We start from the raw sequence: 26,391 nt of genomic DNA on the forward strand, positions 1-26,391 counted from the left end.
ATCTCTCTCCTTGTGTTTCGTTATTTTAAATTATTAATGCGCTCTGCCTGGCTTAAAATGTCAGTGACTCTCACTCCGAAGTTTTCTTCAATGACAACGACCTCGCCTTTGGCAACGATACGCTGATTAACTAAAATATCTACAGGCTCACCGGCTAATTTATCAAGCTCGATAATACTTCCGGCAGAAAGCTCTAAAATCTCTTTTACGCTTCTCTTCGTTCTGCCAAGCTCAACAGTAATCGAAAGCGGGATATCCAAAAGCATATCCAGATTATGAATAGGGGCTTGTACAGCTTCGTTTGGATCAAACGCTGAAAATTCCACCGGTGAAACCTGAACTGGCGCTGCTTTTTTTGCTGTTCCCTGCCTTTTTGGCGGCTGCTGCTGTTGCTTCGGTTCAATACGCGGCTCTGGCGTCACAGGCTCTTTCGGCTGTTCGTATGTAACTTCAGGCTGCACCGTTTCTTCTTCCTCTGCACTTTCTGAGTTCATAAGGCTTGAAATTAAATCTTTCGCAAATGTCAATGGGTAAAGCTGCATAATGCTGGAGTCTATTAATTCTCCCACCTTTAAGTTGAAAGAAACTTTCACCAGCATTTCATCATCAGGTATACGGTCTGTACCCTTTTCTTCAGTAACATCCAGCAATTCAACCCGAGGAGGTGAAATATCAATTTTTTTACTGAATACAGTAGACATTGATGTGGCAGCCGATCCCATCATTTGGTTCATTGCTTCTTGAACCGCACTTAAATGGATTTCACCCAGTGAAGGGTCCGCACCTTTTCCGTCTCCCCCGATCATTAAGTCAGCAATGATCGCCGCGTCACTTTGTTCCACGACTAACAGGTTGCTTCCGCTGAAGCCCTCCGTATAATTCACTTCAATCGCTACATACGGTTCAGGAAACGCATCGCTGATTTTACTTCTTGGAATGACCGTTACGCTTGGAGTCGTAATATCGACCTTTTGATTTAAAAGCGTTGACAGTGCTGTCGCAGAACTGCCGAATGAAATATTACCGATTTCACCGATCGCATCACGCTCCATTTCCGATAAGTCATCTACTTCCGGAACCTCTGGCTCATCAAGCGTGCTGCCAGTACCGTTAAGAAGCGCGTCAATCTCATCTTGAGATAATCTATTATTCTCCATCTTGTTCACCTCTTATGTCGTGATCTAAAATTTGCACTGCCTGTTTTCGATTCACCCGGCCGGCTTGTCCTAAAAATTTCGGCTTATCTCCGACCAATACAGTAAGAGGATCCGTGACTGATTTGTCCAAAGTTATGCAGTCTCCGACTTCTAAACTTAAAAACTCTTCTATCGTCAGTTCAGATGTGCCGAGCTCGGCCACGACAGGTATTTGTGCTGTCATGATACGTTTTTCAAGCGACTTTGTTTCCTCAGGCTTTGGCTCATTTCGGTCTGATTGCATCCAATAGTGGACTGAAAGCTTCGGTATGAGCGGCTCGAGTACAATATGCGGGATACAGAGATTAATGACACCGCTGATTTCACCAATTTGAGTATTGAGCGAGATCACCACGACTGTTTCATTAGGAGATACCATCTGAACAAATTGCGGATTCACTTCAAACTCAGTCATTTCCGGTTCAATATCAGCAATTGACTGCCAAGCTTCTTTATAATTACCCAGTGCATTTTCAAATAAATTAGAAATGATTTTTGTTTCAATTTCTGTCAAACTGTCAACCTTGTTATGACTGATTCCAATCCCGCCCATGACTCGATCCATCATCGTATAAGCTATCGTGGGGTTGACCTCCATCATAATTCTTCCTTCCATCGGATGAACATCAAATAGATTTAGAATCGTCATGTTCGGGATCGATCTGATAAATTCCTCATACGGAACCTGATCAACAGAACTGACAGATATGTGAATATAGGTTCTGAGCTGAGCAGAAAAATGAGTGGTAAGAAGTCTTGCAAAATTGTCATGAATTCTCGTTAAACTGCGAATCTGATCCTTAGAAAACCGCAGCGCACGTTTGAAATCATAAACCTTGACTTTCTTCTCTTTTTCTTCTTTTTTCAGCTCTTCAGCGTCCATTTCACCAGTTGATATTGCAGAAAGCAGTGCATCTATTTCATTTTGGGAGAGAACTTCTCCTGACATTTTCCTCACCTCCGTATTCTGTCAAATTATGCTTTATTGCAGATTAAAGGAGGTAATATACACTTTTTCTACTTTTCCTTCTTGGAGGTAGCTATTTATTTTATCTTTTAGTTCCTTCTTAAAGGTTTCTTTTCCCTTGTCTCCCTCAATCTGATCAGCATTCGTATCAGCCAGCAGTGATATAACAGCGTCTTTCACTTGGAAATCACGTTTCTCAAGTTCTTCTTTTGATTTATCAGAATCGGTTTCAAGTTTAATAGCAAGACGGATAATGTTATCAGACTTTAAATTTGTTGTGATCTCTTCTACATCAACAGAAGACGCAACGATTTCATCAATACTTTTTTTCGCTTCACTTTTTTCGGACTTTCCGCCTAAAACAAAATAAGCCGCCGCCCCGAGAGCACCAATTACGATAAGAATAATTAGTAATATGATCATTAACTTTTTCTTCATTCCGGTTCCTCTATTCCTTGATCCATTGCAAATATTTGTATTTTTCGGTAGAAAGCTGCGATCTTTTCCAGAACAGCTTCTTCATCTTCTTTTACTACAAACTTCTTACCATTTGACAGAGTAATTGTAGTATCCGGAAAACATTCAATCTGTTCAATAAATAGCGCATTCAGTGTAAAGGGCTGCCCGTTCAAACGGGTTACTTTAATCATAAAACAGCGGAGAAGCGATTACTCGCCTCCCCTCCCTCCTTAACGTTTAAGGTTAACCAGTTCTTGAAGGATTTCATCAGATGTTGTAATAATTTTTGAGTTTGATTGGAATCCGCGCTGGGCTACGATCATTTCAGTAAATTCGTCAGTTAAATCGACGTTAGACATTTCGAGAAATCCTGATTTAAGAGCACCAGTTCCGCCGTCACCAGGCTGGTTCGCTGCACTGGCCGTTCCAGAGTTTAAAGATTCACGGTATAGGTTGCTTCCGATTTTATCCAATCCATCACTGTTGGCAAAAGTAACAATCCCGATTTGTCCCCCGTCTTGTGTTTTCCCCTCAGCATCAACAATTGACACCTTTCCATCAGAACCAATGCTAAAGCTTTGAGCATCAGTAGGAATTTTAATTGTTCCGCCATTCATATTTAGTACATGGTAGCCATCACCTGTAACCAGTGTTCCAGTATTATCTAAATAGAAGTTCCCTGCTCTTGTATAAGCTGTCCCGTCACCTGTATCAATTCGGAAGTAACCGTCGCCGTCAATTGCTAAATCAAGTGTTCTTCCTGTGCTTTGTGTCGCGCTTGTTGAATGAATTGTATCAATTGTGCCAGATGATGAACCTAAACCGATTTGCTTAGAGTTTGTTCCGCCGATTGTTGCACCAGCAGCAGAACCGCCGGCAATGGTTTGGCTTACCATATCTTTAAAGGTCACACGGCTCTTTTTGAATCCTACTGTATTTACGTTGGCAATGTTGTTACCGATTACGTCAAGCTTTGTTTGAAAGTTCTTCATACCGCTGATTCCAGAATAAAGTGAACGTAACATAATATATTCCCCCAGATGTTTTTATTTAGATGATTGTCCCACAGACATGACATTCGCAGGACTGATCTCGGTCCCATCATCAAGAACGAGATAATAATTTCCTTTAAAATGTTTAACAGAGCTTACTGTGCCTGTTTTATCTGTTGCACTTTTACCATCAGTCCAAGATACTTCTTTTCCCATCCAATCAACATACGTTGTAAACGGATCTTGGTTTTCAACGAATTGAGTCATTGTCGTATTCAGATTCATCATTTGCTCCAAGCTTGAAAAAGTCGCCATCTGGCTGATAAATTCTTTATCGTCAATCGGGTTAAGCGGATCTTGGTTTTGAACTTGAGTCATTAATATTTTTAAAAACTCGTCTTTCCCCAAGCTGCTGTTGTTCGTCGACACAGTGTTCGTTTTTTCAGGCAGTTTATATTCTGAACTTATAGAAGTCATTCTTCTTCCTCCATTTCAACCATCGACACTTCATCGAGCAGATCGCCAAAATCATTTGATTGCTTTTTCTGTCTTTGCTGTCTCTGCCCCTCTTGCTGCTGTTTCTGTTCATCAGCAAGCTGGCCGTATATCGGCTGATCCCCGCTTTGGACCGGAAGAGTAAAACGGTCAATTTGGACGGCCATATTCGGCAATGATTGCTTCAGCTGAGGAAGATGCTGTTCAAGCAATTCTTTTGCTGATTGGCTAGATGCTATGATTTTACTCTGAAACATTCCATTTTCATTTGTCAGCTTGATTGTGACAAATCCTAAATGTTCAGGGTTCAGCCGAATAGTGAAACTTCCCGTCGATCTGCCGAAAGGCGTATATTTCATCTGCTTCCACGCATTAATCACTTGATCAGCCACCGTTTTTGTTTCGGCATTTGGTATATCAGATGACATCTGCTGCAGATCAAGTGTTTGAACTCCTCCTATGCCCCGATACCCCGAAAACAGCATTTGGAGTCCTGATTTACTATCTACAGGCTGAATACTTCCAGAAACATCCGATGCATTTTTGCTGGATGAACTCTGCGAGAGCGGTGTGAGAACACTCTTCCCAAAGTCTTGTGATGATTCGGATGATTTCGATAACAAGAAGGCTTTCAGCTGGCTTTCAGCTAAACTCCATTCTTTGGTCCCTTTTTGAGGAAGCATAGACATTTGATCCATTAAGCTTTGAAAACTTTTCAGCTCTGACGCTGTCATCGAGTAAAGTTTTGAACTTGACTCAGCTTTAGTGAATATTTGCTGTTTAAGATCCTGAATTAGTTGTTGAGATACACCCTTCTTTTCTAATGCAGAAAGGAATTGATCTCCATTTTGGTAAATGGCATGAGCTTCATTGCCATTCCCGCGATCAGTCAGCTTATTCCCTTCTACGAGCTGGCTAATGAACATCTGGATATAGATAAGCTCTTTAGCAGGCTCGGATACTTCATTTTCCTGATTTGATTGCTCTGTATCAGACTTCAGTGCTCCATTAATGTCAGAAGCAGAAGCATTGGCACTCAGAGCCGTTTTAGCTTCTGAAAAGATTTTCTCCGTTTCTGTGAGCAATTGATCCGTCCCGCCTGACATTTTTGATTCAACTGCTTGCAAAAGATTTTGCAACATTTGCAGAGCATTCGCATCCAATTGCTTCCCTGTCAGTTTGCTTAATGTTTGCAAAAGATCCGCATTTTGTTTGTCTTGATCTTCAGGACTTGCATTTAGCCAGTCACCGATCTTTTTAAGCGCATCTGCTAAAAGCTGATCTTCGGAATTAGGAGTACCCTTTCCTTGTTCTGAAAGTTCCTTCAATCCAGCCTCAGACATAAGCCAGTTTTGAAAAACTCCTTGGCTACTTTTCATGTTTTTAGCGGCAGAACCCGTTGTGGTTTGCAGCAAAGGTCCGGCTAATTCAAGCAGCTTCACCTTTCATTCCCCCTATTCTTGGCTGGCAGCAATTTTTTCTGTATAGGTTGCTGCTTGCTCAGGAGTCATTTTCGCCAATATGTCAGCAAGCTGCTTTTTGCTTAGGCCATTCAATATTTTCAGTGCTTCTTGCTCCTTTAATTGGGCAATAATTTTAGCAGCCTTTCCGCTGTCCATGCTTTTGTACACACTGATCACTTTGTCATTTTCAGAAGAAGCTTTCGAGTCTGCTGATCCTTCAGTATGATCTTCTGATGACTTTTTTTGATCCTCAGCCGTCTTTTCAAGTGAACGGATCTTTTGATTGAGCCTATCGATTTCTGATTTACTTGTTTCTAAATCTTTATTCAATATACTGATTTCACTTTTTTGATCCTTAATGGTCTTTTCCAGAGCTGCCGTATTACTGCTATCCTTACTTGATGCTGCGCCTTTTTTATTTTCGGTTTCAGGGACCAATTCTTTAAGAACCGGCGTTTTTGCCGCAGCATCCTGTATCGGCTTTAAGACATTGATACCAGCAGCCCAAAGAACAATCCCCCCTGCGATTAATAGAAACATCAGCGGGAGGATAATGATAAGCAAAACCGAACGGAACTTACCTGATTCTTTCTTTTTGCCGGACATTACATTCGCTCCTAATGGCCTTGAATCATAAACTGCTTAATCGAAATATCGTCCATTTCTTTCATTTCTGCAGCTTTATCTTCAAGAGCAAACATTTTAAACTGTTTTTCACGCATTTTTTCAAACTTTTTCACTTCAATGTTTTTCTCTGTCAAAATTTCTTGTTTTTGATTCATTTGATTTCTTTTCATAATGACAAGCTTTTGATAGTGATAGATCGTATTATCAAGATTTGAGACAAATTGTTGGTAGTGCCTCATTTCTTGTACACTCATGCCGCTTTTTAATTTCTTTTCCTTATTTTGTTCCAGCAATTCTTTTTTGCTCATATTCTCATATAATTTTTCAGCAACGTTTTCAAATTCAGAAACTGATTGCTGATACTCGGATAAGGATTGGTCTTTTTCATTTTCTTTTAGTTCCAGCAGCTTTTGGAATCTAAATTGATAAGCCACGTTTATTCCTCATTTCCTGTCAAACTAGTTAATGCAGCAATGCTTTCTTCCAATAAAGCCGGTTCGTCTGTTCCCTGCTTTAAAAATTGAATAAGCTGCGGATAAAATTGTATCGCTTCATCAATTTCTCTGGATGATCCTCTTTTGTAAGCTCCGATATTAATGAGATCTTCCGAATTTTGATATGTCGATAAAAGTTCACGGAATTTATTTGCCGCATCCAGATGCTGTTTTGTTGAAATGTTTGACATCACCCTGCTGATGCTTTTTAGTACGTTAACTGCAGGAAACTGGCCTTTATTGGCAAGCGCCCTGTCCAACACAATATGTCCGTCTAAAATTCCGCGTACGGTATCGGCAATCGGCTCATTCATGTCATCCCCGTCTACCAACACTGTATAAAATGCCGTAATGGTTCCATGCTCGTTTGCACCTGTTCGTTCTAGTAAACGAGGTAAAATAGCGAACACTGAAGGTGTATAACCTTTTGTCGTCGGAGGCTCTCCTGCAGCCAGTCCAATCTCTCGCTGCGCCATTGCCACCCTTGTAACAGAATCCATCATAAACATGACATTTTGGCCTTTATCTCGGAAATACTCGGCAATTGCAGTCGCTGTATATGCCGCTTTCAATCTCATTAATGCTGGCTGGTCTGAGGTGGCAACGACTACAATCGATCGTTTCAGCCCCTCTTTCCCCAGATCTTTTTCAATAAACTCCCGAACCTCTCGTCCGCGTTCTCCGACAAGTGCAATGACGTTTAAGTCAGCCTCTGTCTGCTTGGCGATCATCCCCATTAAGGTGCTTTTTCCGACACCGCTTCCTGCAAAAATTCCAATCCGCTGGCCTTTACCGACTGTCAGCAAGCTGTCAATTGATCTGACTCCAACACCCATCTTTTCACGGATAGGCGGCCGTTTCATCGGGTTGGGCGGTGATTGCTCCGTTGATACAGGCGAAAGCCCTTTAGGCAGAAGTTTTCCGTCAAGCGGTTCTCCAAAAGCATCGATGACTTGTCCAATCAGTCCGGTTCCAACTTTAACCCGAAGTGATTCCCCAGTAGCTTCTACAATGCTGCCAGGTGCAATGCTCGCAGCCTCTAAATAAGGCATAAGCAAAATATTTTCTTCCTGGAAGCCGACTACCTCAGCTTTAATGACTTTCCCAGATTGTCCTTTTGCATAAATCAGGCACACGTCGCCAATTGAGCTTGCTGGCCCTTTTGATTCAATCATCAGGCCGATGACCCGCTTGACTTTTCCGTACCGTTTATACGAGTCTGTCATTTCTATACAATCTATCAGACTCTGTGTCTTCATTCAGCTGCACCTGCTTCCAGCGCTGTCAGAAGTTTATCTTTCAATTGCATCAATTGTGTGTCAACACTCGCATCTACCCTGCCAAAAGGAGTTTCAATATAACAGGTTCCTTTTTGAGCTTTTTCATCAGCATATATGCCAAGCCGGCATTCTTTATAAAGAAGCTGCTGGATTTCATCTTTTTGCTGAAAGATTGTCTCATAGTAATATGGATCAACATAAATTGATATATCGTCATATTCCTTCACTTCGTTTATAACCTGTTGTACAAGCAGGAGGAAAGCCTCTTTATCATCAGACTTTTGCTGCCAAACTTTTTTTGCTAGGGCAACGGCAAGCTCAACGATTTCTTCATTAGCGTCTTCAAGCTTGTCCTCAACAGCTTTTCTGGACATTTCAGTTATACTGTTTGCTTGGCCGATCAGTTCTGCATACTGTTTCATTGCCTCAGCTTTGCCCAGCGCTACTCCTTGTTCAAAGCCCTCGGCTTTTGCTTCTTCAATAAGCTTCTGTTTTTCAGCCGCCCAATCGTTTTTCTCCTGTTCAATTTGACGGCGAATATTTTCTATATGACTGTTTGCCTGCTCAGAAATCCGATCAGCTTCCTCTTTCACTCGGGCCATAAGCGCCTCCGGGTTCTCTTCAGCCTGCAAAAGGTGAGAATGATCAATACGCACCTCTTGTATAGAAAGTTTTCTTTTTTCCTTTTGTGGAGAAATAGATGATTCTTGTTTAATGATATTAGACAATAATATCATCCCCTCCGCCTCTTGCTATCACAATTTCACCGGCTTCTTCAAGCTTTCTGACGATGCTTACAATTCTCGATTGAGCTTCTTCTACATCTTTCAAGCGTACAGGGCCCATAAATTCCATTTCTTCTTTGAAGGTTTCAACCATACGCTGTGACATATTGTTGAATACAATTTCTTTGACTTCCTCGCTTGCAACCTTTAATGAAAGGAGCAAATCGTCGTTCTCAACATCGCGAATGACTCTCTGAATGGCACGGTTATCAAGTGTGACAATATCTTCGAAGACAAACATCCGCTTTTTAATCTCTTCAGCAAGATCGGGATCCTGAATTTCCAATGAATCCAAGATCGTCTTCTCTGTCCCTCTGTCTACCCCGTTTAACACTTCCACAACAGCTTCAATTCCGCCTGTTTGTGTATAATCCTGAGTAAATGCAGAAGATAATTTTTGTTCCAGAATCCGTTCTACCTCATTAATTATTTCTGGAGACGTTCTATCCATGACCGCGATTCTTCTCGCAACCTCAGCCTGTACTTCAGGATTCAGCTCGGATAAAATTTGCCCAGCCTGCACTGGATCCAAATAAGACAAGATTAACGCCATCGTCTGCGGATGCTCTTGCTGGATAAAATTCAAAATTTGTTCAGGCTCCGCTTTTCTGGCAAAATCAAATGGTTTAACCTGCAAAGAAGAAGTCAGCCTGTTTAGAATGTTCTCCGCCTTATCCTCTCCAAGCGCCTTTTCCAGAACTTGTCTTGCATAGCTTAAACCGCCTTGAGAAATATAATCTTGCGCAATGGCTATATTATGAAATTCTTCTATGATTTCATCCTTTTTTTGATGATCGACGCTTCGAACACCTGATATTTCCAGAGTAAGCCTTTCAATTTCTTCATCGGTTAAGTGCTTATAGACAGAAGCTGACACATCTAACCCCAAGGAAATCATGAGAATGGCTGCTTTTTGTTTTCCTGTAAGCTTATCTTGATCACGTCTCGCCATTTCTAATTCCTCCTAATCCTCGGCCAGCCAGCTTCTCAGCAGTTTTGCAAAATCTTCCGGCTTGTCTTTCGCCATCTTTTCAAGCTGTTTTCGTCTGACTGATTCCGCTGTTTCATTTTCCTCTTCGTTGATATCAGGCAAATTGATTGGTTCTTGAGGAACCTCATACTCATATTCCTCAAATTCATCCTCTTGCGCCCGTTTCTTTCTGATAAGCATAATGATCAGAACAATGATCGCTGCGATTAAAACACCGCCTACAATATATGCCCACAGCGGGATACCTGAGGATTCTTCCGTATTTGTATCCAAATTGACTTTTCCGTCGAATGGCTGAACGGAAACAACAATCTTATTATTGATATCAGCATCAGATAAATTCTGATTTTGCGTTTCATCTTTATCCAAAGATGTTCTGACTACAGTTGAAAGGATTTTTTGTATATCATCCTGTCTTTCAGTTGATAGCGACGCAGTGTTTTTGGCATCAGGCGGCTCTACCATTACTTGAATCCCTAAATCTCTGACCTTATAAGGACTTTCAGCGATTTCTTTATGAATTCGGTTAACCTCGTAATTGATTTTGTTGCTGTTTTTTTCGTAGTTCCCGCTTTCGGTATTTTCACCGTCAGCCTTATAATTTGTAACATCTTCCTCGCCGGTTCCGGCAGTTCCGCCGTTGGCTGCACCGTCGCCCTGATATGTTTCAGATACCTTTTCAGCGCTGACTGCAATACCTTCCATGTTTTCTTTATCCACAGGCTCGACAATGTCTTCTGTCCGATTTTCTTTTGTGAAATCAATGTCTGCTGTAACGGAGACAACGACTTTATCTTGGCCCATCATCGTACCCAGCAATGACTGTACATGTTTTTGAATGTCTTTTTCAACTTGAGACTTAATTCCTTGCTGAGAAGAATAACTATCCGCGTAGGACCCTGCATCGCTGTCTGATTTGTCGTAGTATGTAGAATTTTGGTCCATGATGACGATGTTATCTTCTTTTAGGTTTGGCACGCTTTTAGATACCAGATGATATAATCCGTTGATTTGGCTTTGATCAAGTGTATAACCCGGTTGAATCTGCAAAACGATTGATGCAGATGCTGCAGATTGCTCCTCACCGACAAACACAGCGTCTTTCGGGAGATTAATCATTACTTTTGAATTTTTAATACCGTCCATTTCATTGATCAAGTTTGACAGTTCTGTCTGTGTAGCTTTCACTTTCACCATATCAAACTCATTGTCTGTCAAACCAAAGCCGGCATTCTGTCCAAAAAACGAATAATCAATTGATCCCGTTTTAGGAAGTCCTTCTGCAGCCATCTGCACTTTCAAAGAATCAACCTGATCCTCCGGAACACTAATCACTGTACCGCCATTCGAAAGTTCGTTTGGCACTTTTTTTGCATCCAATTCTTCTTTGATTTGTCCTGCTTCTTCGGCAGACAAATCTTTGTACAGCGGCGCCATTTTAGAATTCGAAGCAAAAACACTAATAATAATTCCAATAATAATAATTGCCGCTAAAGCACTAACCATTAAAATCTTTTGTAATTTAGATCTATTTTTCCAAAACTCACTCGTTTTGTTTTTCATTTGCATTAGAGTACGATTCATGTTAACCCCCGGTCATTCCACTCTTTCTCTAAATCGTCAGACCCCCTACATTTGCATTCTCATAATCTCCTGATAAGCTTCCACAGCTTTATTGCGGAACTCTGTTGCTGCAGTTAGAGAGATGCTGGCTTTTTGAGCAGCGATCATGACCTCATCAAGATTTACATCTTTTCCTGCAGCCAAGGCATTAGTCATGTTGTCAGAAGCTACTTGGGACTCATTTAACGAACTAATAGAGTTTTTTAAAAGCTCCGAAAAGCTTGTTTGATTTGAAGAATCTGTTTTTTGGCTATTGTTTACTTGATTTGTTGCATTTTGAGTGTTTTGAGTATTTTGAACCTGAAAAGGAGAAATTGCATTAATCACATTCATTCACCTACTTTCCGATTTCTAACGCCTTCATCAGCATTCCCTTTGTGGCATTCATCGCCGTGACATTCGCCTCGTATGATCTGGTGCTGCTGACAAGATCAACCATTTCCTTTAATGGATCAACATTAGGCTTTTGTACATATCCTTCAGCGTTTGCATCAGGGTCTGTCGGATCATAGACAAGATTAAAATCCGAATCATCCTCCGTAATTTTTGAAACCTTCACACCGTTTCCAGCATTCCCGCTTCCGCTCATTTGAGAATTGAGAATGGAAGAGAACGATTCACCTTTTGACTGAAGGGAGACCATTTTTCTTCTGTAAGGCACCCACTCTCCATTCACCTGCTTAGCTCTTGTCGTATCCATATTTGCTAAGTTAGATGATACAACGTCCATTCTGACTCGCTGAGCTGTTAAAGCCGATGCTGAAACATTTAAGCTATGAAAAGCTGTCATCATTTTCCTCCTGTTAATACGGTCTTCAGCGAATTAAATTTACCGTTCATTCTTTCAACCAAAGCTTGATAGTTGATTTGATTTTGCGCCAATTCTGTCATCTCTTTGTCAACATCAACATTGTTTCCGTTTTGCTGATACGATGTATCTCCTCTCGCAACAATTGAATAATTCGAATCAGTATCAGAAAAATCAACATGACGATAGTCTGTTTTTATCGCTTCAAGACGCGAGGATTCTTGATCTAATAAATTTTGGAAAGAGACTTTTTTCGCCTTATAGTTCGGTGTATCTATATTGGCGATATTATTAGTTATGACTTTTTGCTTAATATCCGCTCTACTCAAGGCATTTTCAAGATTTTGTATCGTTCCAGAAAATAAGCTCAAATCCACTTACCTCCATTTCAGTTTTTTTCACCCTCAATATCCTTGTCGAGAATTGTAAAACTATATGCTTATTGTAAGAAATAACAGGCATAAAGTCTATGAAGTTCGTGTAAAAAAATGTCCTCACAATTATCTATTTTGCAACTAGGTATAAAGTCCTAGATTGTTAGAACTACATTTCTCGCCTTGATATAAGCCTGAAAATAACAGAATTTCTGTTTTTTCTCCTTTCTTTTCGGCATTTTTGAAACTTTTTGAAGAAAAATGCAAAATTTATTAAAAGTATTACATAGAAAGACTTTCAACCCAGGAAATAAAGCTTATTGATTTCCTTTATTTGAAATAAAAAAAGAACCCTCAAAAAGGGTTCTTTTTGTGATTAATGAGATTTTAGATTTTCTAATTCAATTAGGAATTTGTTGTTTAGTACCTTGATATAAGTACCTTTCATTCCTAATGATCTAGACTCGATAACACCGGCGCTCTCCAGCTTTCTGAGTGCGTTCACAATAACAGAACGGGTAATGCCTACACGGTCAGCAATTTTACTTGCAACAAGAAGACCTTCGTTTCCGTCAAGCTCCTCAAAAATGTGCTCAATTGCTTCAAGCTCACTGTAAGAAAGCGAGCTGATAGCCATTTGTACGACAGCTTTGCTTCTTGCTTCCTCTTCAATTTCTTCTGCTTTTTCTCTTAGGATTTCCATTCCGACAACTGTTGCGCCGTATTCAGCTAGAATTAAGTCATCGTCATTGAATTGATCTTGTAAACGTGAAAGAATAAGTGTTCCTAATCTTTCCCCGCCTCCGATGATCGGCACAATTGTTGTTAAACCAGCTTGAAACAGGTCTCTGTTCTCAACAGGGAAAGCAGTATATTCACTATTAATATCCAAGTTAGAAGATGTTTCAGGGACATTAAACAGATTTTTCGTATATTCTTCAGGGAATTGACGATCCTCAAGCATTTTTTTCATACGATCATTTTCAATTTGCTGGTTAATAGAATACCCAAGGAGTTTCCCTCTGCGGCTTACAACGAAAATATTGGAATCAATTACATCCCGCAGCGTCTCCGCCATTTCCTTGAAGTTTACCGGTTTCCCTGCCGCAGCTTGCAGCATGGAGTTAATAATTCTTGTTTTTTGTAATAAAGCCATGATAAATAATCCTCCTAAACATTCCTCATATTAAATTTTTCACAATATAAATTGACTTAAATCTTTGTTTTTGGCTATCGTTCCGAGCTTTTCTTCGACATACTGTGGTGTAATCGTTATTTTCTCCATCGTTACATCTGGAGCTTCAAACGACAAATCTTCTAATAGGCGTTCAAGTATTGTATGAAGGCGTCTCGCACCGATATTATCTGTGTCCTGGTTCACATGATAAGCAACTTCAGCAATCTTATGAATAGCTTCGTCAGAAAATTCAAGAGATATACCTTCTGTCTGCAATAATGCCTGATATTGTTTCAGCAGCGCATTATCCGGCTCAACCAAAATTCTCACGAAGTCGTCTACCGTGAGTTTGTTCAGTTCTACACGAATCGGGAAACGCCCCTGCAGCTCAGGAATCAAATCAGACGGTTTGGCCATATGAAACGCTCCTGCTGCAATAAATAATACATGGTCTGTTTTTACAGAACCATATTTTGTGACAACGGTTGAACCCTCAACAATCGGCAGGATATCCCGCTGAACGCCTTCTCTTGAAACATCGGCAGAAGAAGATGCACCGCCGTTCTTTGCGATTTTATCAATCTCATCAATAAAGATAATCCCGCTCTCTTCTGCTCTCTGAACAGCTTCCTGGCCGACTTCATCCATATCGATGAGTTTGCTTGCTTCTTCATTCGTCAGGACTTTTCTGGCTTCTCTGACTGTCATTTTGCGCCGCTTCTTTTTCTTTGGCATTAATCCGCTCAGCGCATCCTGCATGTTCATACCCATCTGCTCCATACCTGAGCCCTGCAGCATGTCAAACATAGAAGGCTGCTGTTCTTCGACTTCTACTGTTACATAGTAGTCTTCGAGCTCTCCTAAAGCCAGCTGATGCGCCATTCGTTTTCTTTTTTCTTCGATGTTTGCTTCTTCCTGGCTCTCCGCCTCATCTTCACCATTCGGCTGGCTGCCTCCAAAAAACATTTCAAACGGATTTTTAACGCCAGATTGTTTTTTCTTCCCAGGAACTAACAGACGAACAATGCGTTTGTTTGCATTTTCTTCTGCCTGTTCCTTTACTTCATTCATTTTCTCTTCTTTTATAAGCCGAACAGAAGTCTCCACAAGATCTCTGACCATTGATTCAACATCTCTGCCTACATAGCCGACTTCGGTAAATTTAGTAGCTTCAATTTTGATAAATGGCGCACCTGAAAGCTTAGCGATTCGTCTGGCAATTTCAGTTTTCCCGACGCCGGTAGGACCCATCATTAAAATGTTTTTCGGAACGACCTCGTCCTTCAGCTTTTCATCCAGAAGACTTCTTCTATAGCGGTTTCTTAATGCCACGGCGACAGCTTTTTTCGCATTTTGCTGACCGACAATATATTGGTCTAACCGATCTACAATCTGTCTAGGAGTTAACGGTTTTTTTTCCATGCGCCTCAAGTCCTTTCTATTCAAGCTCTTCCAGTATGATTTGATCGTTCGTGTAAACACAAATTTCGCCTGCTGTTTCTAACGCGGCTCTGGCAATCTCACTTGCAGACATGCTTTCACCGGCATGCTTTTTCAGTGCTCTTCCCGCTGCCAAAGCGTAATTGCCTCCTGATCCAATCGCGAGAATGCCGTCATCTGGTTCGATCACCTCGCCTGTTCCCGATACGAGAAGCAAAGTATCCTGATTCATAACAATCAGCATGGCTTCGAGCTTTCTTAGCACTTTATCACTGCGCCATTCCTTCGCAAGCTCAACAGCCGCCCGTTTTAAGTTGCCGTTATATTCTTCAAGCTTAGCTTCAAACTTTTCGAATAAAGTGAAAGCGTCTGCAACAGATCCCGCAAAACCAGCAAGAACTTTGCCGTTAAACAGTTTTCTCACTTTCCGTGCCGTGTGTTTCATGACAACAGCCTGACCAAATGTTACTTGGCCGTCTCCGGACATAGCGCTTCGTCCTTTATGCTGTACGGCAAATATTGTGGTCGCATGAAAAGATGACATAAAGGGCCTCCTTTAATTTTTCTTAAATGCTCTTGGATGGTGAGACATATATGTGTTTCTCAACATTTCCTTCGAAACGTGCGTGTATATCTGTGTAGAAGACAGATTGGAATGCCCGAGCAGTTCTTGAACGCTTCTCAAATCCGCTCCTTCATTTAACAGATGCGTGGCGAACGTATGTCGAAGCATATGCGGATGGATATGTAAAGTGCTTGACGCTTTTTGAACAAGCCCGCTTAAAATATGTCTGATGCCACGGGCTGTAAGCGGTCCGCCTCTTTGATTTACGAATAATAGATCATGAGGTTCTTTTGCCTTCATCAGCAAGCACTGTCTTCCGCTATTCATGTATACCTTCAACGCTTCGCGGGCATAAGACCCAAAGGGGATATAGCGCTGCTTCTTGCCTTTACCGTGAACAAGCACAGTGTCCATAAATAAATCAACATCGTTAATAGTTATGGAACAGCATTCACTGACCCTCATTCCAGTGGCATAGAGCAGCTCTAACAGCGCTTGATCCCTCATTCCGGCCGGCTGGCTTATATCTGAAACTTCAAACAGCTCCTCAAGCTCTTTTTGATATAGAAACTTCGGTATCCGTTTCTCCTGTTTTGGCAGATGAACAAGCTGAAACGGATTTTCTTCAATAAGCTTTTCCCGCATCAGAAACTTATAAAAGCTTCTTAATGCAGATATCTTTTTGCTTATTGTTCTTCTCGATAAACCTTTTTCATAGGCTTCTGTCAAAAAAATCCTAGTATCTTGATATGCAGCTTCTTCAAATCCATTTATACCTTGAACGCGCAGGAAAGTCTCGAATTCTTCAATTGAATCCACATAATTCACAATAGTATATTGTGAATAATTTTTTTCAATTTGTAAATATTCAACGAATAACTTTACGAAATTCTTAACATTCTCCATGCCTAATACCTCCCCAGGAAGGGCTTTTAAATGGTATCACAAATCGCGCTCGGGTTGCAATCAATACCTATATTGTTTTCGAAATTGTTTGAATTGTTTCAATCGCACGGTTCGCGTATTGTTCATTTCGTTCTTTTTTATTTTTAATTTTAACTGGCAATTCTTTCAAAAGCCCAAAGTTTGCATTCATCGGCTGGAAGTTCTTCTGGTTTGTTGTTGTAATATAATGTGCCATACTGCCAATTGCTGTTTCCTGAGGGAAGATCACAAGCTCTTCTCCCAATACAAGCTTCGCCGCATTAATGCCTGCTACAAGTCCTGAGGCAGCTGATTCCACATATCCTTCTACTCCCGTCATTTGGCCTGCAAAGAACAGATCACTGCGGTTTTTAAATTGATAAGTCGGCTTTAACAGGCTTGGAGAGTTAATAAATGTGTTTCTGTGCATCACGCCATATCTGACGATTTCTACATTTTCAAGTCCTGGAATCAACTTGAGAACTTCCTTTTGGTCTCCCCATTTTAAATGAGTCTGGAATCCTACAATATTATAAAGTGTTCCCGCAGCATCATCCTGTCTGAGCTGAACGACGGCATAAGGGCGTTTTCCTGTAACAGGATGCTCTAGACCAACCGGTTTCATCGGACCGAAAAGCATTGTTTTCTTACCCCGTTTTGCCATAACTTCAATCGGCATGCAGCCTTCAAAGAAAATCTCTTTTTCAAATTCTTTTAACGGCACTGTTTCTGCTGATGTTAATGCTTCATGAAAACGGTCAAACTCTTCTTCTGTCATCGGGCAGTTCAAATATGCTGCTTCACCTTTATCATAACGGGATTTTAGGTACACTTTATCCATATCAAGGCTGTCTTTTTCTACAATTGGCGCCGCTGCGTCATAAAAATATAAATAGTCCTCTCCAGTCAGCTCCTTCAGCTGGGCAGACAGCGATTCAGATGTTAACGGACCCGTTGCGATGATAGTAGGGCCTTCAGGAATTTCAGTCACTTCTTCATTAATAACGGTTACGTTTGGATGATTTTTCACCCGATTTGTCACACTTGCGGCAAATTCATGACGGTCTACTGCAAGAGCGCCCCCGGCAGGCACCGAACATTCGTCAGCCGCAGCGATAATGGCTGAATCAAGCGCACGCATTTCTTCCTTTAATACACCGACAGCGTTAGCAAGTGTATTAGAGCGAAGAGAGTTGCTGCAGACAAGCTCAGCAAATTTATCTGTATGGTGCGCAGGCGTTTGTTTAACTGGCCGCATTTCATACAATTTGACTTGAATCCCACGTTTGGCAAGCTGCCATGCTGCTTCACTTCCTGCGAGTCCGGCTCCGATTACATTCACTGTTTGTTGGTTCATCTTTCACATCTCCTAGTTTATTATTCAAGGCCTTCTTTTAACACACAAAGAAGGTGAGCAAGACCCTGCTCACCGCTACTTCTGTGGTTCTTCCTTATAATCGCATTCCACGCATTGGACTTGTATACCTTTTTTGAGTTTTTTCTCGACGAGCATTTTTTCGCATTTCGGGCATTTTCGTTCAATTGGTTTGTCCCATGATACGAATTCACAGTCCGGATAACGGTCACAGCCGTAAAACACCCGTTTCTTTTTCGATTTTCGCTCAACAATGTTTCCTTCTCCGCAGCTCGGGCACTTCACACCAATTTGTTTCACAATCGGTTTCGTGTTCCGGCAGTCAGGGAAGTTGGAGCAAGCTAAGAATTTACCGTACCGTCCCATTTTATATACCATTGGAGAACTGCACAATTCACAATCTTCTCCAGCATACTCTGGTTCAATCTCAACTTCCTTCATTTCCGATTCGGCTTTTTTCACGCGTTTTTCAAAATCGGTGTAGAAATTATCGATAATCTTGACCCATTCGGTATTTCCTTCTTCAACATGATCAAGATCTCTCTCCATTTTAGCTGTAAACTCAACGTTAATGATCTCAGGGAAAAACTCCATGATCAAGTCAAGAACGATCTGACCTAATTCAGTCGGAACGAAACGTTTATTATCCAATGCCACGTAGCCGCGCCGCTGAATAGTATCAAGTGTCGGAGCATATGTGGATGGACGGCCGATACCGCGTTCTTCAAGGGTTTTAACAAGCCGGGCCTCAGTATATCGCGGAGGCGGCTGGGTAAAATGCTGCTCAGGTTCTATATCTTTTGATAATACCGTGTCGCCTTCTTGTAAGTCAGGCAGCATCCGGTCTTTTTCTTCCATTTGATCGTCTTTTCCTTCAACATACACCTTCATAAACCCGGAAAACTTGACTTTACTTCCATTTGCACGAAATGTCAAACCGTTGTTTGTCAGGTCGACACTCATTGTATCGAGAACAGCCGGTGCCATTTGGCTGGCAACAAAACGCTCCCAAATTAATTTATACAGTCTCATTTGGTCTCTGCCGAGGACTGCTTTTAATTCACTTGGTTTTCTAAGAACTGATGTCGGCCGAATTGCTTCGTGGGCATCCTGGGCATTTTCATTCTTTTTCGCAGGCTTCCGTTTTCCGCCTAGGAACTCTTTTCCATATGTCTGATCAATAAATGCAGCTGCTTCATCAACAGCCGTATTTGAAATACGGGTTGAATCCGTTCTCATATACGTGATCAGACCAACCGTTCCTTCTCTTCCTAAATCAATTCCTTCATATAATTGCTGTGCAATCATCATCGTTTTCTTCGCTCTGAAATTGAGCTTGCGAGCCGCTTCCTGCTGCAGGGTAGAAGTGGTAAAAGGCAAAGCGGGATTACGTTTGCGTTCCTTTTTGGTTACTTTTTCAACTGTATATTGATTCCCTTTGAGCTGAGAAAGAATCTCTTTTACATCAGCTTCACTATTTAAAGGAAGTTTTTTGCCGTTTTTCCCGAAAAAGCTCGCTTCAAAGGTTTCTTGACCTTTTAAGAACGTACCGTCAATTGTCCAATATTCCTCAGGCTTAAAGTCGTTAATCTCTTTTTCACGGTCAATAATCAAACGGAGGGCAACGGATTGCACGCGTCCTGCGCTAAGCCCTTTTTTGACTTTTTTCCATAAGATTGGACTGATTTTATATCCGACAAGCCTGTCTAAAATACGTCTCGCTTGCTGTGCATCCACTAAATCCATATTGATCATGCGGGGATGCTTAAACGATTCCTTAATAGCGTCTTTTGTAATTTCGTTAAACACCACACGGCAGTCTGAGTTGAGATCTAAATCAAGACTGTGTGCCAAATGCCATGCAATCGCTTCCCCTTCTCTGTCGGGGTCGGCTGCGAGATACACTTTTTTGGCTTTTTTCGCAGCCGTTTTCAGCTCTTTTAATACCGGGCCTTTACCTCGAATGGTAATATATTTCGGTTCAAAATTCTGTTCTATGTCAACTCCCATTTGACTTTTTGGAAGATCCCGGACATGTCCCATTGATGCTTTTACTTTATATTTTTTACCTAAGTAACGTTCAATCGTTTTCGCCTTAGCGGGCGATTCCACGATGACTAGATAATCAGACATTTTCATCCCCCTCAAGAGGTGTTCTCTCTCTTTTCAAGATATTTCAATTTTATTTTTGCAGCTGTCTTTATTTGGCTTTCAACATTTCATTCTTTATCATGAACGTCATTAATTAAATAGAAAACAATATGCAACTTTAAATCCTCACTATTATTAAATATTACAATACCGTTTGTCAAACGATAATTCAAAAGGGTTCCGTATATTGAACGTTTCTCTCAGGAAGTTCCTCGAAAATATCCTCTGCTGACCATATGGCTTTAGCCCCCTGCTGGATCAGTTTTATAGGACCTCCGGCGTAAGGGTCAAACAATGAACCGGGTACGGCAAATACCTCTCTCCCTTGTTCCAATGCTTGATAGGCAGTAATCAGCGAACCGCTTTTTTCTTTGCCCTGAACGACAATAACGCCTTCACTTAGTCCGCTGATAATACGGTTTCTCATAGGGAAATGCCATTTTTGGGGTTTAGTTTCAGGTGGGTGCTCTGACAGCAGGATATGGTGTTTAGCCATGTGATCTGCTAACTGAAGGTTTTCTCGGGGATAAATGTGTTGAAATCCGCCTGCAATGACGCCAATTGTCCGCCCCTTCGCCTTAATACTTGCAGCATGGGACATTCCGTCTATCCCAGACGCCAGTCCGCTGACAATCACCCAACCTTTACGACAGATCTCTTTTGTAAGATGATTGACAACTTGTTTCCCATAAGCTGTTGGATTTCTTGTCCCTACAATTCCAATTTTTCTCCCTTTCGAAAGAAGAGTCATATCACCTTTTGCAAACAGTACGGCGGGGGGATCATAAATGCTTTTAAGCCAGAAAGGATATTGCTTTGAAGAAATAGGGATGGTGTTAATGCCTTGCTCACGATAAGCAGCAAGTACACGCGGGAGCTTTGGATAAAATTGTTCTATTTCGTTTTTTAATGCAGCTGCTTTTATTTGATCACGAGTAACCGTTTGTAACACGGGTGATGTCAGCGACATAGACGGATCGGCTTTCCACCATTTTAATAGAAGGGATGGGGATAATAATTGATTGATTCTGCAAATCGTTAGGCAGGCAGCGGCCTGATCCAATAGATTGACCTCCTTTTGTTAGAAAAAGCAGGAACAGCCTTGACGGCTGTCCCTTTTTTATTAATGCGTTTTACAAGTTTCGAACAAGTTCTTCTCTTTCAGCACCTTGATTAAGGTTTCACCCATGACAGAAGGTGTCTCTGCAACTTCGATTCCGCATGCATTAAGGGTTTTGATTTTTTCATCAGCTGTCCCTTTCCCGCCGGAAATAATGGCGCCTGCATGCCCCATGCGCTTCCCAGGAGGTGCTGTTTTACCGCCGATAAAACCGACTACCGGTTTTGTCATGTTGGCTTTTACCCACTCTGCCGCTTCCTCTTCGGCCGTACCGCCGATTTCGCCAATCATGATGACTGCGTGTGTGTCAGGATCTTCGTTAAACGCTTTTAAAACGTCAATAAAGTTTGTTCCATTTACAGGGTCGCCGCCGATTCCAACAGCTGTAGATTGCCCTACACCCGCTTCTGAGAGCTGGTGCACCGCTTCGTATGTTAATGTTCCTGAACGTGATACAACGCCTACATGACCCTTTTTATGGATGTATCCGGGCATAATGCCGATTTTACATTCTTCAGGCGTAATGACACCAGGACAGTTCGGCCCTATCAGTCTCGTTTTCTTGCCTTCCATGAAGCGTTTGACCTTCACCATATCCAAAACCGGGATATGTTCTGTGATACAAATCACGAGATCAAGCTCCGCATCTACCGCTTCCATAATCGCATCAGCTGCAAACGGTGCGGGCACATATATAACAGACGCGTTAGCGCCGGTCGTTTGAACTGCTTCAGCCACTGTATTAAATACAGGAACACCTTCCGCTTCTGTTCCGCCTTTTCCAGGTGTTACACCGCCAACGATATTTGTGCCGTACTCAAGCATCTGCTTCGTATGAAATAAAGCGGTAGAACCTGTAATCCCTTGCACAATAACTCTTGTATCTTTATTAATGAAAACACTCATTATTTGGTCCCCTGCCTTTCATTCTTTCTTAAACTAAGGATACGATTTTCTGCGCGCCGTCAGCCATTGATTCCGCAGATGTAATGTTTAATCCTGATTCACTAAGGATTTTCTTCCCTAGATCCACGTTTGTGCCTTCAAGACGGACGACAAGCGGCAATGTCAAACCAACTTGTCTAGTCGCTTCAACAACCCCTTCTGCGATGACATCACATTTCATAATGCCGCCGAAAATGTTGACAAAAATCCCTTTAACGTTTTGATCAGAAAGAATGATTTTAAATGCTTCCGTGACTTTTTCAGCGGTTGCACCGCCGCCCACATCAAGGAAGTTGGCCGGTTCTCCTCCATAATGCTTGATAATATCCATCGTGGACATCGCAAGCCCCGCGCCGTTTACCATACAGCCGATATTTCCATCAAGGGAAATGTAGCTTAGATCATATTTGGACGCTTCAATTTCTTTCGGATCTTCTTCATCCAAATCTCTGTATTCCATAATGTCCTTTTGTCGGTACAACGCATTGCTGTCAAAATTCAATTTTGCATCAAGCGCCATCACATTTCCGTCGCCGGTAACAACAAGCGGATTGATTTCGGCGATTGAGCAGTCTTTCTCAACAAACGCTTTATATAGTCCAAGCATAAATTTAGCAGCTTTTCCCACGAGCTCTTTTGGAATATTAATAGCGAATGCAATTTCTCTGGCTTGATAGCCTTGAAGGCCAACAGCCGGATCAATGACAGCTTTTTTGATTTTTTCCGGTGTTTTCTCCGCAACCTCTTCAATTTCCGTTCCGCCTTCTTCAGAAGCCATCAAAACGATTCTTGAAGTGGCGCGGTCAAGCACTAGACCGATGTAATATTCTTTTTTAATATCGCAGCCTTCTTCAATAAGTAAGCGTTTTATTACTTGGCCGTCCGGACCCGTCTGATGTGTAACTAGGGTCTTCCCTAATAGTTCTTCGGCATACGCTTTTACTTCGTCTAATGATTTTGCTATTTTTACCCCACCAGCTTTGCCTCGACCGCCAGCATGAATTTGAGCCTTTACGACATAAACCGAGCTGGATAAGCTCTTTGCACTCTCAACTGCTTCTTCTGCTGTAAAAGCCACTTTACCTTCAGGAACAGATACCCCATATTTTCTGAGGACTTCTTTTCCCTGGTACTCATGGATATTCATTTCCCATCCTCCTAACTTATGTAACAAAACTAAAATAGACTGCGCTTTCATTCTATAATAATACTGGAAGAATTGTCTACAGTTCGATGCAAAATCTTTTAATCCTTCTAAACATTCAAACTTTTACTTTATTAAAAACATAAATTTCAAAGGAGGATGGGGAATATTTTAGCTATTTTTTGTTTTTTACGCTTTCGTCCAATTTGTAAATGAATGAAAAAATCTCGGCTACCGTTTCATAAAGAGCTTCAGGAATTTGATCATCTACCGTCAAATGGCGCATTAATTCGACAAGGGTCCGATCTTCTTGAATCGGGACCCCTGCTTTTTTCGCTTCTTTGATAATGTTGTCAGCTACATGGCCCTTCCCTGTGGCAATCACTCTCGGCGCCTTGTCTTTTTGTTCGTCATAATGGAGAGCAACAGCTTTTCTGATCGGTGTCTGCTCTTTCATATTTTCACATCCACTTCCTGATCACTGATACTTGTTATATATTGATCGATTGAAGCCTTTTCTTCGGTGTGAACCCTTTTTTTAGCGTTTACCCCTGAAAGGCTGTACCCCATTTCCTTTAGCCCCTGTTTAAGCGCGGGCACCATCGGATCGATCGCAGCCTGCAGCTCGAAATCAGTCTCTATTGTAATGGTCATGACTTTTTGTTGTACCAAGCAATCAACGACGGTTTCTTTTAGTGTATCAAGCTGCAGCAAAAACAAAAGGCGGCAATGGGAAGGATCAAGCTTTCCATCCGCTTCTTTCTTTCCTTTAAACAGAACAGTCATGTCCTGAACCCCTGACTTCGAAAACATCGGAAATGACATTACAATTTGGCTGTATGATGGATGGTCCTGCTGCATGAAAAGCTGGCCATTTAATTTATGAAAAAGCTGATCGGCTTCTTGTTTGACTGGTTCGGCTACCTCATGCGATGCTCTTAAGGCAGAAAGAGCCAGCTTGATGGATTGCATTTCGCCAGATGTGACTGCGCTTCCTTGTTCAAACGCTTTAATGAACCCAACCTCGTCCCTTGCGCCGATTGCCGTTTTCACTTTGGATAAGAAAGAAAGAACATCTGCCTTATCCGCCAAATGGGGTGCTGTCTGCTGAACAGCCTTTAAAAAGACTTCGGCTTCCTGGTCTGTGACTTGTGCCGCTTGTAAAACAGCTGAAGCTGCAAGTGACTTACTATCACCCGATGAAGCAGCCGCTTTAATCCAATTTGCTGCTTCTTTCACAATTTGGAGACTGTTTTTTTCAGCAGATTCCGTCAGCTTCACGAGCAGCTGGCGGGCTTCTTTAATTGGAATGTCTGCTGCTGTTTTAACAGGCTCTTCTTGTATGCTTCCCTGTTCTGCTGTGTGATTTGCAATCGGCAGGCTGGCTTTTCCGGGGGAGCCAGCTGGTGTGCTAAGCTCCCTACTTCCAGCTGTATTCGTCGGAGAAGGTGCTTTCGTATTGTCGGTTAAAGAAATAAGCTTATCAATCAGCCGTTCTGCATGGACATCGATTTCACTATTTAAAAGCACCTTAACTGCTTCCTTTAGCTTTGACATCATTTGGCTCTGCTGAGGGTTTTGGTCGATTGCCTGTAGCAGCTGGGATACGTGCTGATGCAACGGAACAGGCGATTTCACAGCGTGAACACCATTCAAAATCTCGGAGTGAATGGGAAGATCACGCTTTAAAGCGAAGAGAACCGTTTCAACTGCTTTTTTTGTGTCTTGCGAAGGCAGCGTGTCCATCCAGCGGACAGCTGTTTTGATATCATTTTCTGTTACGGGTGTTTTGCTTTTCAGCATCGCTCCTGTCATCATGAGAGCTGCGTTTGACGTCTTCACTGAAATAGCATTTAAAAGTTTGCCAGCTGCATCCTGAATGGTTTTAGGATTTTGATCAAAGCTTTGAACGACCTGAAGACGGCCTGTTTGCTCTGCCGTTTTTTTTTCGTAGGAAAACCAATAGTATGCCTGAGGACGAAGCTGAGTTTCAAGTTTTCCCTGAACAGTTTGATTGCCGACTTGGATCAGGGCATGCTGATCTCCTAGTAAACGAAGCACTTTTCCTAAGAGGAGACGCTTCTCCCCGTTTAGCGCTTCGTTTACTTTTGATGTTTCCTGCGGGACGGCTGTACGCCCGAAAAGCTGCTGCAGCGCCTTTTGCACATCATTTCGTATGTTCATTTTAAAAAGGTGCCTCCTTGTCCATGGTGATTTATCTGAAAGATTGAACAGGAGCGAAAGTTTTGCGGTGCAATTCAGTTGGGCCGTATGCAGCGAGAGCTTCCAAATGTTCTTTTGTCCCATAGCCTTTATTTTTTTCAAAGCCGTACATGGGATACGTTTCGGCATAAGCGCTCATCATTCGGTCCCTCGTCACTTTTGCGATACACGCACCTGCCGCAATAGACACGCTTTTGGCATCGCCTTTTATAATTGACGCCTGAGCCGTGTCGAGCGGAAGTGTCATTGCGTCAACAAGCAAATAATCAGGTGTATCCGACAAATCCTGTATCGCTCTCACCATTGCCATTTTTGAAGCTTCATATATATTGATCTCATCAATCACAGTAGCTTCTACAATTCCTATCCCGACCGCCAGTGCTTCCTTCATAATAAGCTCGTAATATTCCTCGCGTTTTTTCTCTGAAAGCTTTTTGGAGTCTGTCAGCCCAAGTATTTCACATTCCTCTGGAAGGATGACTGCGCTGGCGACAACTGGTCCTGCCAATGGCCCCCGGCCGACCTCGTCAACACCTGCAATCAAGCGAAATCCTTTGTTTCTTGCCAGCCTTTCATAGGAAGTCATATTCACCCATTGTTCTTTCAGCGCTTTTTCTTTCGCTTGCTTTTTAAGCCATTGCTCTACAAGCGTTTGAACGCTTTTTCTCGGGTCGTTTTCGCATTGGGCAATAAATGGGTCTTGTGCATCCTTCACTTCCTGCAAACGGTCTTTAATGTCCTTTACGGTTAATGTATTCACTTTCTCTTCTCCC

At 41.9% G+C, this 26,391-nt stretch carries 28 protein-coding genes; all 28 read right to left on the reverse strand.

Annotation, left to right across the window (positions count from 1 at the left end):
- Positions 1-20: 20 nt before the first annotated feature.
- The gene (fliY, locus tag BGM23_RS13295) at positions 21-1,157 is read right to left on the reverse strand and encodes a flagellar motor switch phosphatase FliY (RefSeq protein ID WP_014479788.1); all 1,137 of its coding nucleotides are present in this window, start codon (positions 1,155-1,157) and stop codon (positions 21-23) included.
- Positions 1,147-2,145, reverse strand: coding sequence for a flagellar motor switch protein FliM (fliM, locus tag BGM23_RS13300; RefSeq protein ID WP_003220879.1), 999 nt, complete (start codon positions 2,143-2,145; stop codon positions 1,147-1,149). Before fliM ends, fliY begins: the two co-directional genes overlap by 11 nt.
- Before the next feature lie 33 nt (positions 2,146-2,178).
- Positions 2,179-2,601, reverse strand: a complete 423-nt coding sequence (gene fliL, locus BGM23_RS13305; RefSeq protein WP_003231964.1) for a flagellar basal body-associated protein FliL — start codon at positions 2,599-2,601, stop codon at positions 2,179-2,181.
- Entirely contained in the window at positions 2,598-2,813 is a 216-nt protein-coding gene (gene swrD, locus BGM23_RS13310; protein ID WP_003231966.1) for a swarming motility protein SwrD, read from the reverse strand. Before swrD ends, fliL begins: the two co-directional genes overlap by 4 nt.
- A 39-nt stretch (positions 2,814-2,852) precedes the next feature.
- Positions 2,853-3,647, reverse strand: coding sequence for a flagellar basal body rod protein FlgG (gene flgG, locus BGM23_RS13315; RefSeq protein WP_003231968.1), 795 nt, complete (start codon positions 3,645-3,647; stop codon positions 2,853-2,855).
- 21 nt (positions 3,648-3,668) lie between these two features.
- A complete protein-coding gene (gene flgD, locus BGM23_RS13320; RefSeq protein ID WP_003231970.1) occupies positions 3,669-4,091 on the reverse strand; it encodes a flagellar hook assembly protein FlgD in 423 nt (140 codons plus the stop codon).
- Complete coding sequence (locus BGM23_RS13325; protein WP_015715887.1) at positions 4,088-5,551, reverse strand: flagellar hook-length control protein FliK; 1,464 nt, start codon at positions 5,549-5,551, stop codon at positions 4,088-4,090. Before BGM23_RS13325 ends, flgD begins: the two co-directional genes overlap by 4 nt.
- A gap of 12 nt (positions 5,552-5,563) precedes the next feature.
- Positions 5,564-6,178 (reverse strand): MotE family protein, encoded by a 615-nt coding sequence (locus tag BGM23_RS13330; protein ID WP_003231975.1) that lies wholly within the window; start codon positions 6,176-6,178, stop codon positions 5,564-5,566.
- Between the two features lie 11 nt (positions 6,179-6,189).
- Positions 6,190-6,633: a flagellar export protein FliJ gene (gene fliJ / locus BGM23_RS13335; protein WP_003231977.1), complete on the reverse strand. Its 444-nt coding sequence runs from the start codon at positions 6,631-6,633 to the stop codon at positions 6,190-6,192.
- 2 nt (positions 6,634-6,635) lie between these two features.
- Positions 6,636-7,952, reverse strand: a complete 1,317-nt coding sequence (fliI, locus tag BGM23_RS13340) for a flagellar protein export ATPase FliI (protein ID WP_015715886.1) — start codon at positions 7,950-7,952, stop codon at positions 6,636-6,638.
- The gene (gene fliH, locus BGM23_RS13345) at positions 7,949-8,701 is read right to left on the reverse strand and encodes a flagellar assembly protein FliH (RefSeq protein ID WP_003244804.1); all 753 of its coding nucleotides are present in this window, start codon (positions 8,699-8,701) and stop codon (positions 7,949-7,951) included. Before fliH ends, fliI begins: the two co-directional genes overlap by 4 nt.
- Complete coding sequence (gene fliG / locus BGM23_RS13350) at positions 8,694-9,710, reverse strand: flagellar motor switch protein FliG (RefSeq protein WP_003231981.1); 1,017 nt, start codon at positions 9,708-9,710, stop codon at positions 8,694-8,696. The genes fliH and fliG overlap by 8 nt, the downstream gene beginning before the upstream one ends.
- A gap of 12 nt (positions 9,711-9,722) precedes the next feature.
- Entirely contained in the window at positions 9,723-11,333 is a 1,611-nt protein-coding gene (fliF, locus tag BGM23_RS13355; RefSeq protein WP_010886506.1) for a flagellar basal-body MS-ring/collar protein FliF, read from the reverse strand.
- 45 nt (positions 11,334-11,378) lie between these two features.
- On the reverse strand, positions 11,379-11,699 hold the full coding sequence (fliE, locus tag BGM23_RS13360) for a flagellar hook-basal body complex protein FliE (RefSeq protein ID WP_003238544.1): 321 nt from the start codon (positions 11,697-11,699) through the stop codon (positions 11,379-11,381).
- Positions 11,700-11,709: 10 nt separating this feature from the next.
- Complete coding sequence (gene flgC, locus BGM23_RS13365; RefSeq protein ID WP_003245521.1) at positions 11,710-12,162, reverse strand: flagellar basal body rod protein FlgC; 453 nt, start codon at positions 12,160-12,162, stop codon at positions 11,710-11,712.
- Entirely contained in the window at positions 12,162-12,551 is a 390-nt protein-coding gene (flgB, locus tag BGM23_RS13370) for a flagellar basal body rod protein FlgB (protein ID WP_029726489.1), read from the reverse strand. The genes flgC and flgB overlap by 1 nt, the downstream gene beginning before the upstream one ends.
- A gap of 379 nt (positions 12,552-12,930) precedes the next feature.
- Entirely contained in the window at positions 12,931-13,710 is a 780-nt protein-coding gene (codY, locus tag BGM23_RS13375) for a GTP-sensing pleiotropic transcriptional regulator CodY (RefSeq protein ID WP_003220850.1), read from the reverse strand.
- Between the two features lie 39 nt (positions 13,711-13,749).
- Positions 13,750-15,153, reverse strand: coding sequence for an ATP-dependent protease ATPase subunit HslU (hslU, locus tag BGM23_RS13380; protein ID WP_003245556.1), 1,404 nt, complete (start codon positions 15,151-15,153; stop codon positions 13,750-13,752).
- A gap of 16 nt (positions 15,154-15,169) precedes the next feature.
- Positions 15,170-15,715 carry an ATP-dependent protease subunit ClpQ gene (gene clpQ, locus BGM23_RS13385; RefSeq protein ID WP_003238555.1) on the reverse strand — a complete coding sequence of 182 codons (546 nt, stop codon included), beginning with the start codon at positions 15,713-15,715 and terminating at the stop codon, positions 15,170-15,172.
- 12 nt (positions 15,716-15,727) lie between these two features.
- Complete coding sequence (xerC, locus tag BGM23_RS13390; RefSeq protein WP_003231988.1) at positions 15,728-16,642, reverse strand: tyrosine recombinase XerC; 915 nt, start codon at positions 16,640-16,642, stop codon at positions 15,728-15,730.
- A gap of 67 nt (positions 16,643-16,709) precedes the next feature.
- Positions 16,710-18,017, reverse strand: a complete 1,308-nt coding sequence (gene trmFO / locus BGM23_RS13395) for an FADH(2)-oxidizing methylenetetrahydrofolate--tRNA-(uracil(54)-C(5))-methyltransferase TrmFO (protein WP_003244725.1) — start codon at positions 18,015-18,017, stop codon at positions 16,710-16,712.
- Positions 18,018-18,092: 75 nt separating this feature from the next.
- Positions 18,093-20,168, reverse strand: a complete 2,076-nt coding sequence (gene topA, locus BGM23_RS13400) for a type I DNA topoisomerase (RefSeq protein WP_038428950.1) — start codon at positions 20,166-20,168, stop codon at positions 18,093-18,095.
- Positions 20,169-20,355: 187 nt separating this feature from the next.
- On the reverse strand, positions 20,356-21,249 hold the full coding sequence (dprA, locus tag BGM23_RS13405; RefSeq protein WP_014479775.1) for a DNA-processing protein DprA: 894 nt from the start codon (positions 21,247-21,249) through the stop codon (positions 20,356-20,358).
- A gap of 60 nt (positions 21,250-21,309) precedes the next feature.
- Positions 21,310-22,212 (reverse strand): succinate--CoA ligase subunit alpha, encoded by a 903-nt coding sequence (gene sucD, locus BGM23_RS13410; protein WP_003238566.1) that lies wholly within the window; start codon positions 22,210-22,212, stop codon positions 21,310-21,312.
- Positions 22,213-22,240: 28 nt separating this feature from the next.
- Entirely contained in the window at positions 22,241-23,398 is a 1,158-nt protein-coding gene (gene sucC, locus BGM23_RS13415; protein ID WP_003244732.1) for an ADP-forming succinate--CoA ligase subunit beta, read from the reverse strand.
- Between the two features lie 172 nt (positions 23,399-23,570).
- On the reverse strand, positions 23,571-23,852 hold the full coding sequence (locus tag BGM23_RS13420; protein WP_003232001.1) for a FlhB-like flagellar biosynthesis protein: 282 nt from the start codon (positions 23,850-23,852) through the stop codon (positions 23,571-23,573).
- Positions 23,849-25,579 carry a hypothetical protein gene (locus BGM23_RS13425; RefSeq protein WP_029726490.1) on the reverse strand — a complete coding sequence of 577 codons (1,731 nt, stop codon included), beginning with the start codon at positions 25,577-25,579 and terminating at the stop codon, positions 23,849-23,851. The genes BGM23_RS13420 and BGM23_RS13425 overlap by 4 nt, the downstream gene beginning before the upstream one ends.
- Before the next feature lie 31 nt (positions 25,580-25,610).
- Positions 25,611-26,378 (reverse strand): ribonuclease HII, encoded by a 768-nt coding sequence (gene rnhB, locus BGM23_RS13430; RefSeq protein ID WP_029317794.1) that lies wholly within the window; start codon positions 26,376-26,378, stop codon positions 25,611-25,613.
- Positions 26,379-26,391 lie beyond the last annotated feature (13 nt).

The sequence above is a fragment of the Bacillus sp. FJAT-14266 genome (assembly GCF_001719225.1).
In the GTDB taxonomy this organism is placed as follows: domain Bacteria; phylum Bacillota; class Bacilli; order Bacillales; family Bacillaceae; genus Bacillus; species Bacillus subtilis.

What these genes read in the sequence shown, in the direction of transcription:
- trmFO (WP_003244725.1), bottom strand. Translation starts at nt 18,017, where the DNA reads ATGAACCAACAAACAGTGAATGTAATCGGAGCCGGACTCGCAGGAAGT.
- BGM23_RS13330 (WP_003231975.1), bottom strand. Translation starts at nt 6,178, where the DNA reads ATGTCCGGCAAAAAGAAAGAATCAGGTAAGTTCCGTTCGGTTTTGCTT.
- flgD (WP_003231970.1), bottom strand. Translation starts at nt 4,091, where the DNA reads ATGACTTCTATAAGTTCAGAATATAAACTGCCTGAAAAAACGAACACT.
- BGM23_RS13425 (WP_029726490.1), bottom strand. Translation starts at nt 25,579, where the DNA reads ATGAACATACGAAATGATGTGCAAAAGGCGCTGCAGCAGCTTTTCGGG.
- fliI (WP_015715886.1), bottom strand. Translation starts at nt 7,952, where the DNA reads ATGAAGACACAGAGTCTGATAGATTGTATAGAAATGACAGACTCGTAT.
- fliY (WP_014479788.1), bottom strand. Translation starts at nt 1,157, where the DNA reads ATGGAGAATAATAGATTATCTCAAGATGAGATTGACGCGCTTCTTAAC.
- hslU (WP_003245556.1), bottom strand. Translation starts at nt 15,153, where the DNA reads ATGGAAAAAAAACCGTTAACTCCTAGACAGATTGTAGATCGGTTAGAC.
- fliF (WP_010886506.1), bottom strand. Translation starts at nt 11,333, where the DNA reads ATGAATCGTACTCTAATGCAAATGAAAAACAAAACGAGTGAGTTTTGG.
- fliG (WP_003231981.1), bottom strand. Translation starts at nt 9,710, where the DNA reads ATGGCGAGACGTGATCAAGATAAGCTTACAGGAAAACAAAAAGCAGCC.
- sucD (WP_003238566.1), bottom strand. Translation starts at nt 22,212, where the DNA reads ATGAGTGTTTTCATTAATAAAGATACAAGAGTTATTGTGCAAGGGATT.
- BGM23_RS13420 (WP_003232001.1), bottom strand. Translation starts at nt 23,852, where the DNA reads ATGAAAGAGCAGACACCGATCAGAAAAGCTGTTGCTCTCCATTATGAC.
- fliM (WP_003220879.1), bottom strand. Translation starts at nt 2,145, where the DNA reads ATGTCAGGAGAAGTTCTCTCCCAAAATGAAATAGATGCACTGCTTTCT.
- flgG (WP_003231968.1), bottom strand. Translation starts at nt 3,647, where the DNA reads ATGTTACGTTCACTTTATTCTGGAATCAGCGGTATGAAGAACTTTCAA.
- fliL (WP_003231964.1), bottom strand. Translation starts at nt 2,601, where the DNA reads ATGAAGAAAAAGTTAATGATCATATTACTAATTATTCTTATCGTAATT.
- clpQ (WP_003238555.1), bottom strand. Translation starts at nt 15,715, where the DNA reads ATGTCATCTTTTCATGCGACCACAATATTTGCCGTACAGCATAAAGGA.
- sucC (WP_003244732.1), bottom strand. Translation starts at nt 23,398, where the DNA reads ATGAATATCCATGAGTACCAGGGAAAAGAAGTCCTCAGAAAATATGGG.
- flgC (WP_003245521.1), bottom strand. Translation starts at nt 12,162, where the DNA reads ATGACAGCTTTTCATAGCTTAAATGTTTCAGCATCGGCTTTAACAGCT.
- codY (WP_003220850.1), bottom strand. Translation starts at nt 13,710, where the DNA reads ATGGCTTTATTACAAAAAACAAGAATTATTAACTCCATGCTGCAAGCT.
- swrD (WP_003231966.1), bottom strand. Translation starts at nt 2,813, where the DNA reads ATGATTAAAGTAACCCGTTTGAACGGGCAGCCCTTTACACTGAATGCG.
- topA (WP_038428950.1), bottom strand. Translation starts at nt 20,168, where the DNA reads ATGTCTGATTATCTAGTCATCGTGGAATCGCCCGCTAAGGCGAAAACG.
- xerC (WP_003231988.1), bottom strand. Translation starts at nt 16,642, where the DNA reads ATGGAGAATGTTAAGAATTTCGTAAAGTTATTCGTTGAATATTTACAA.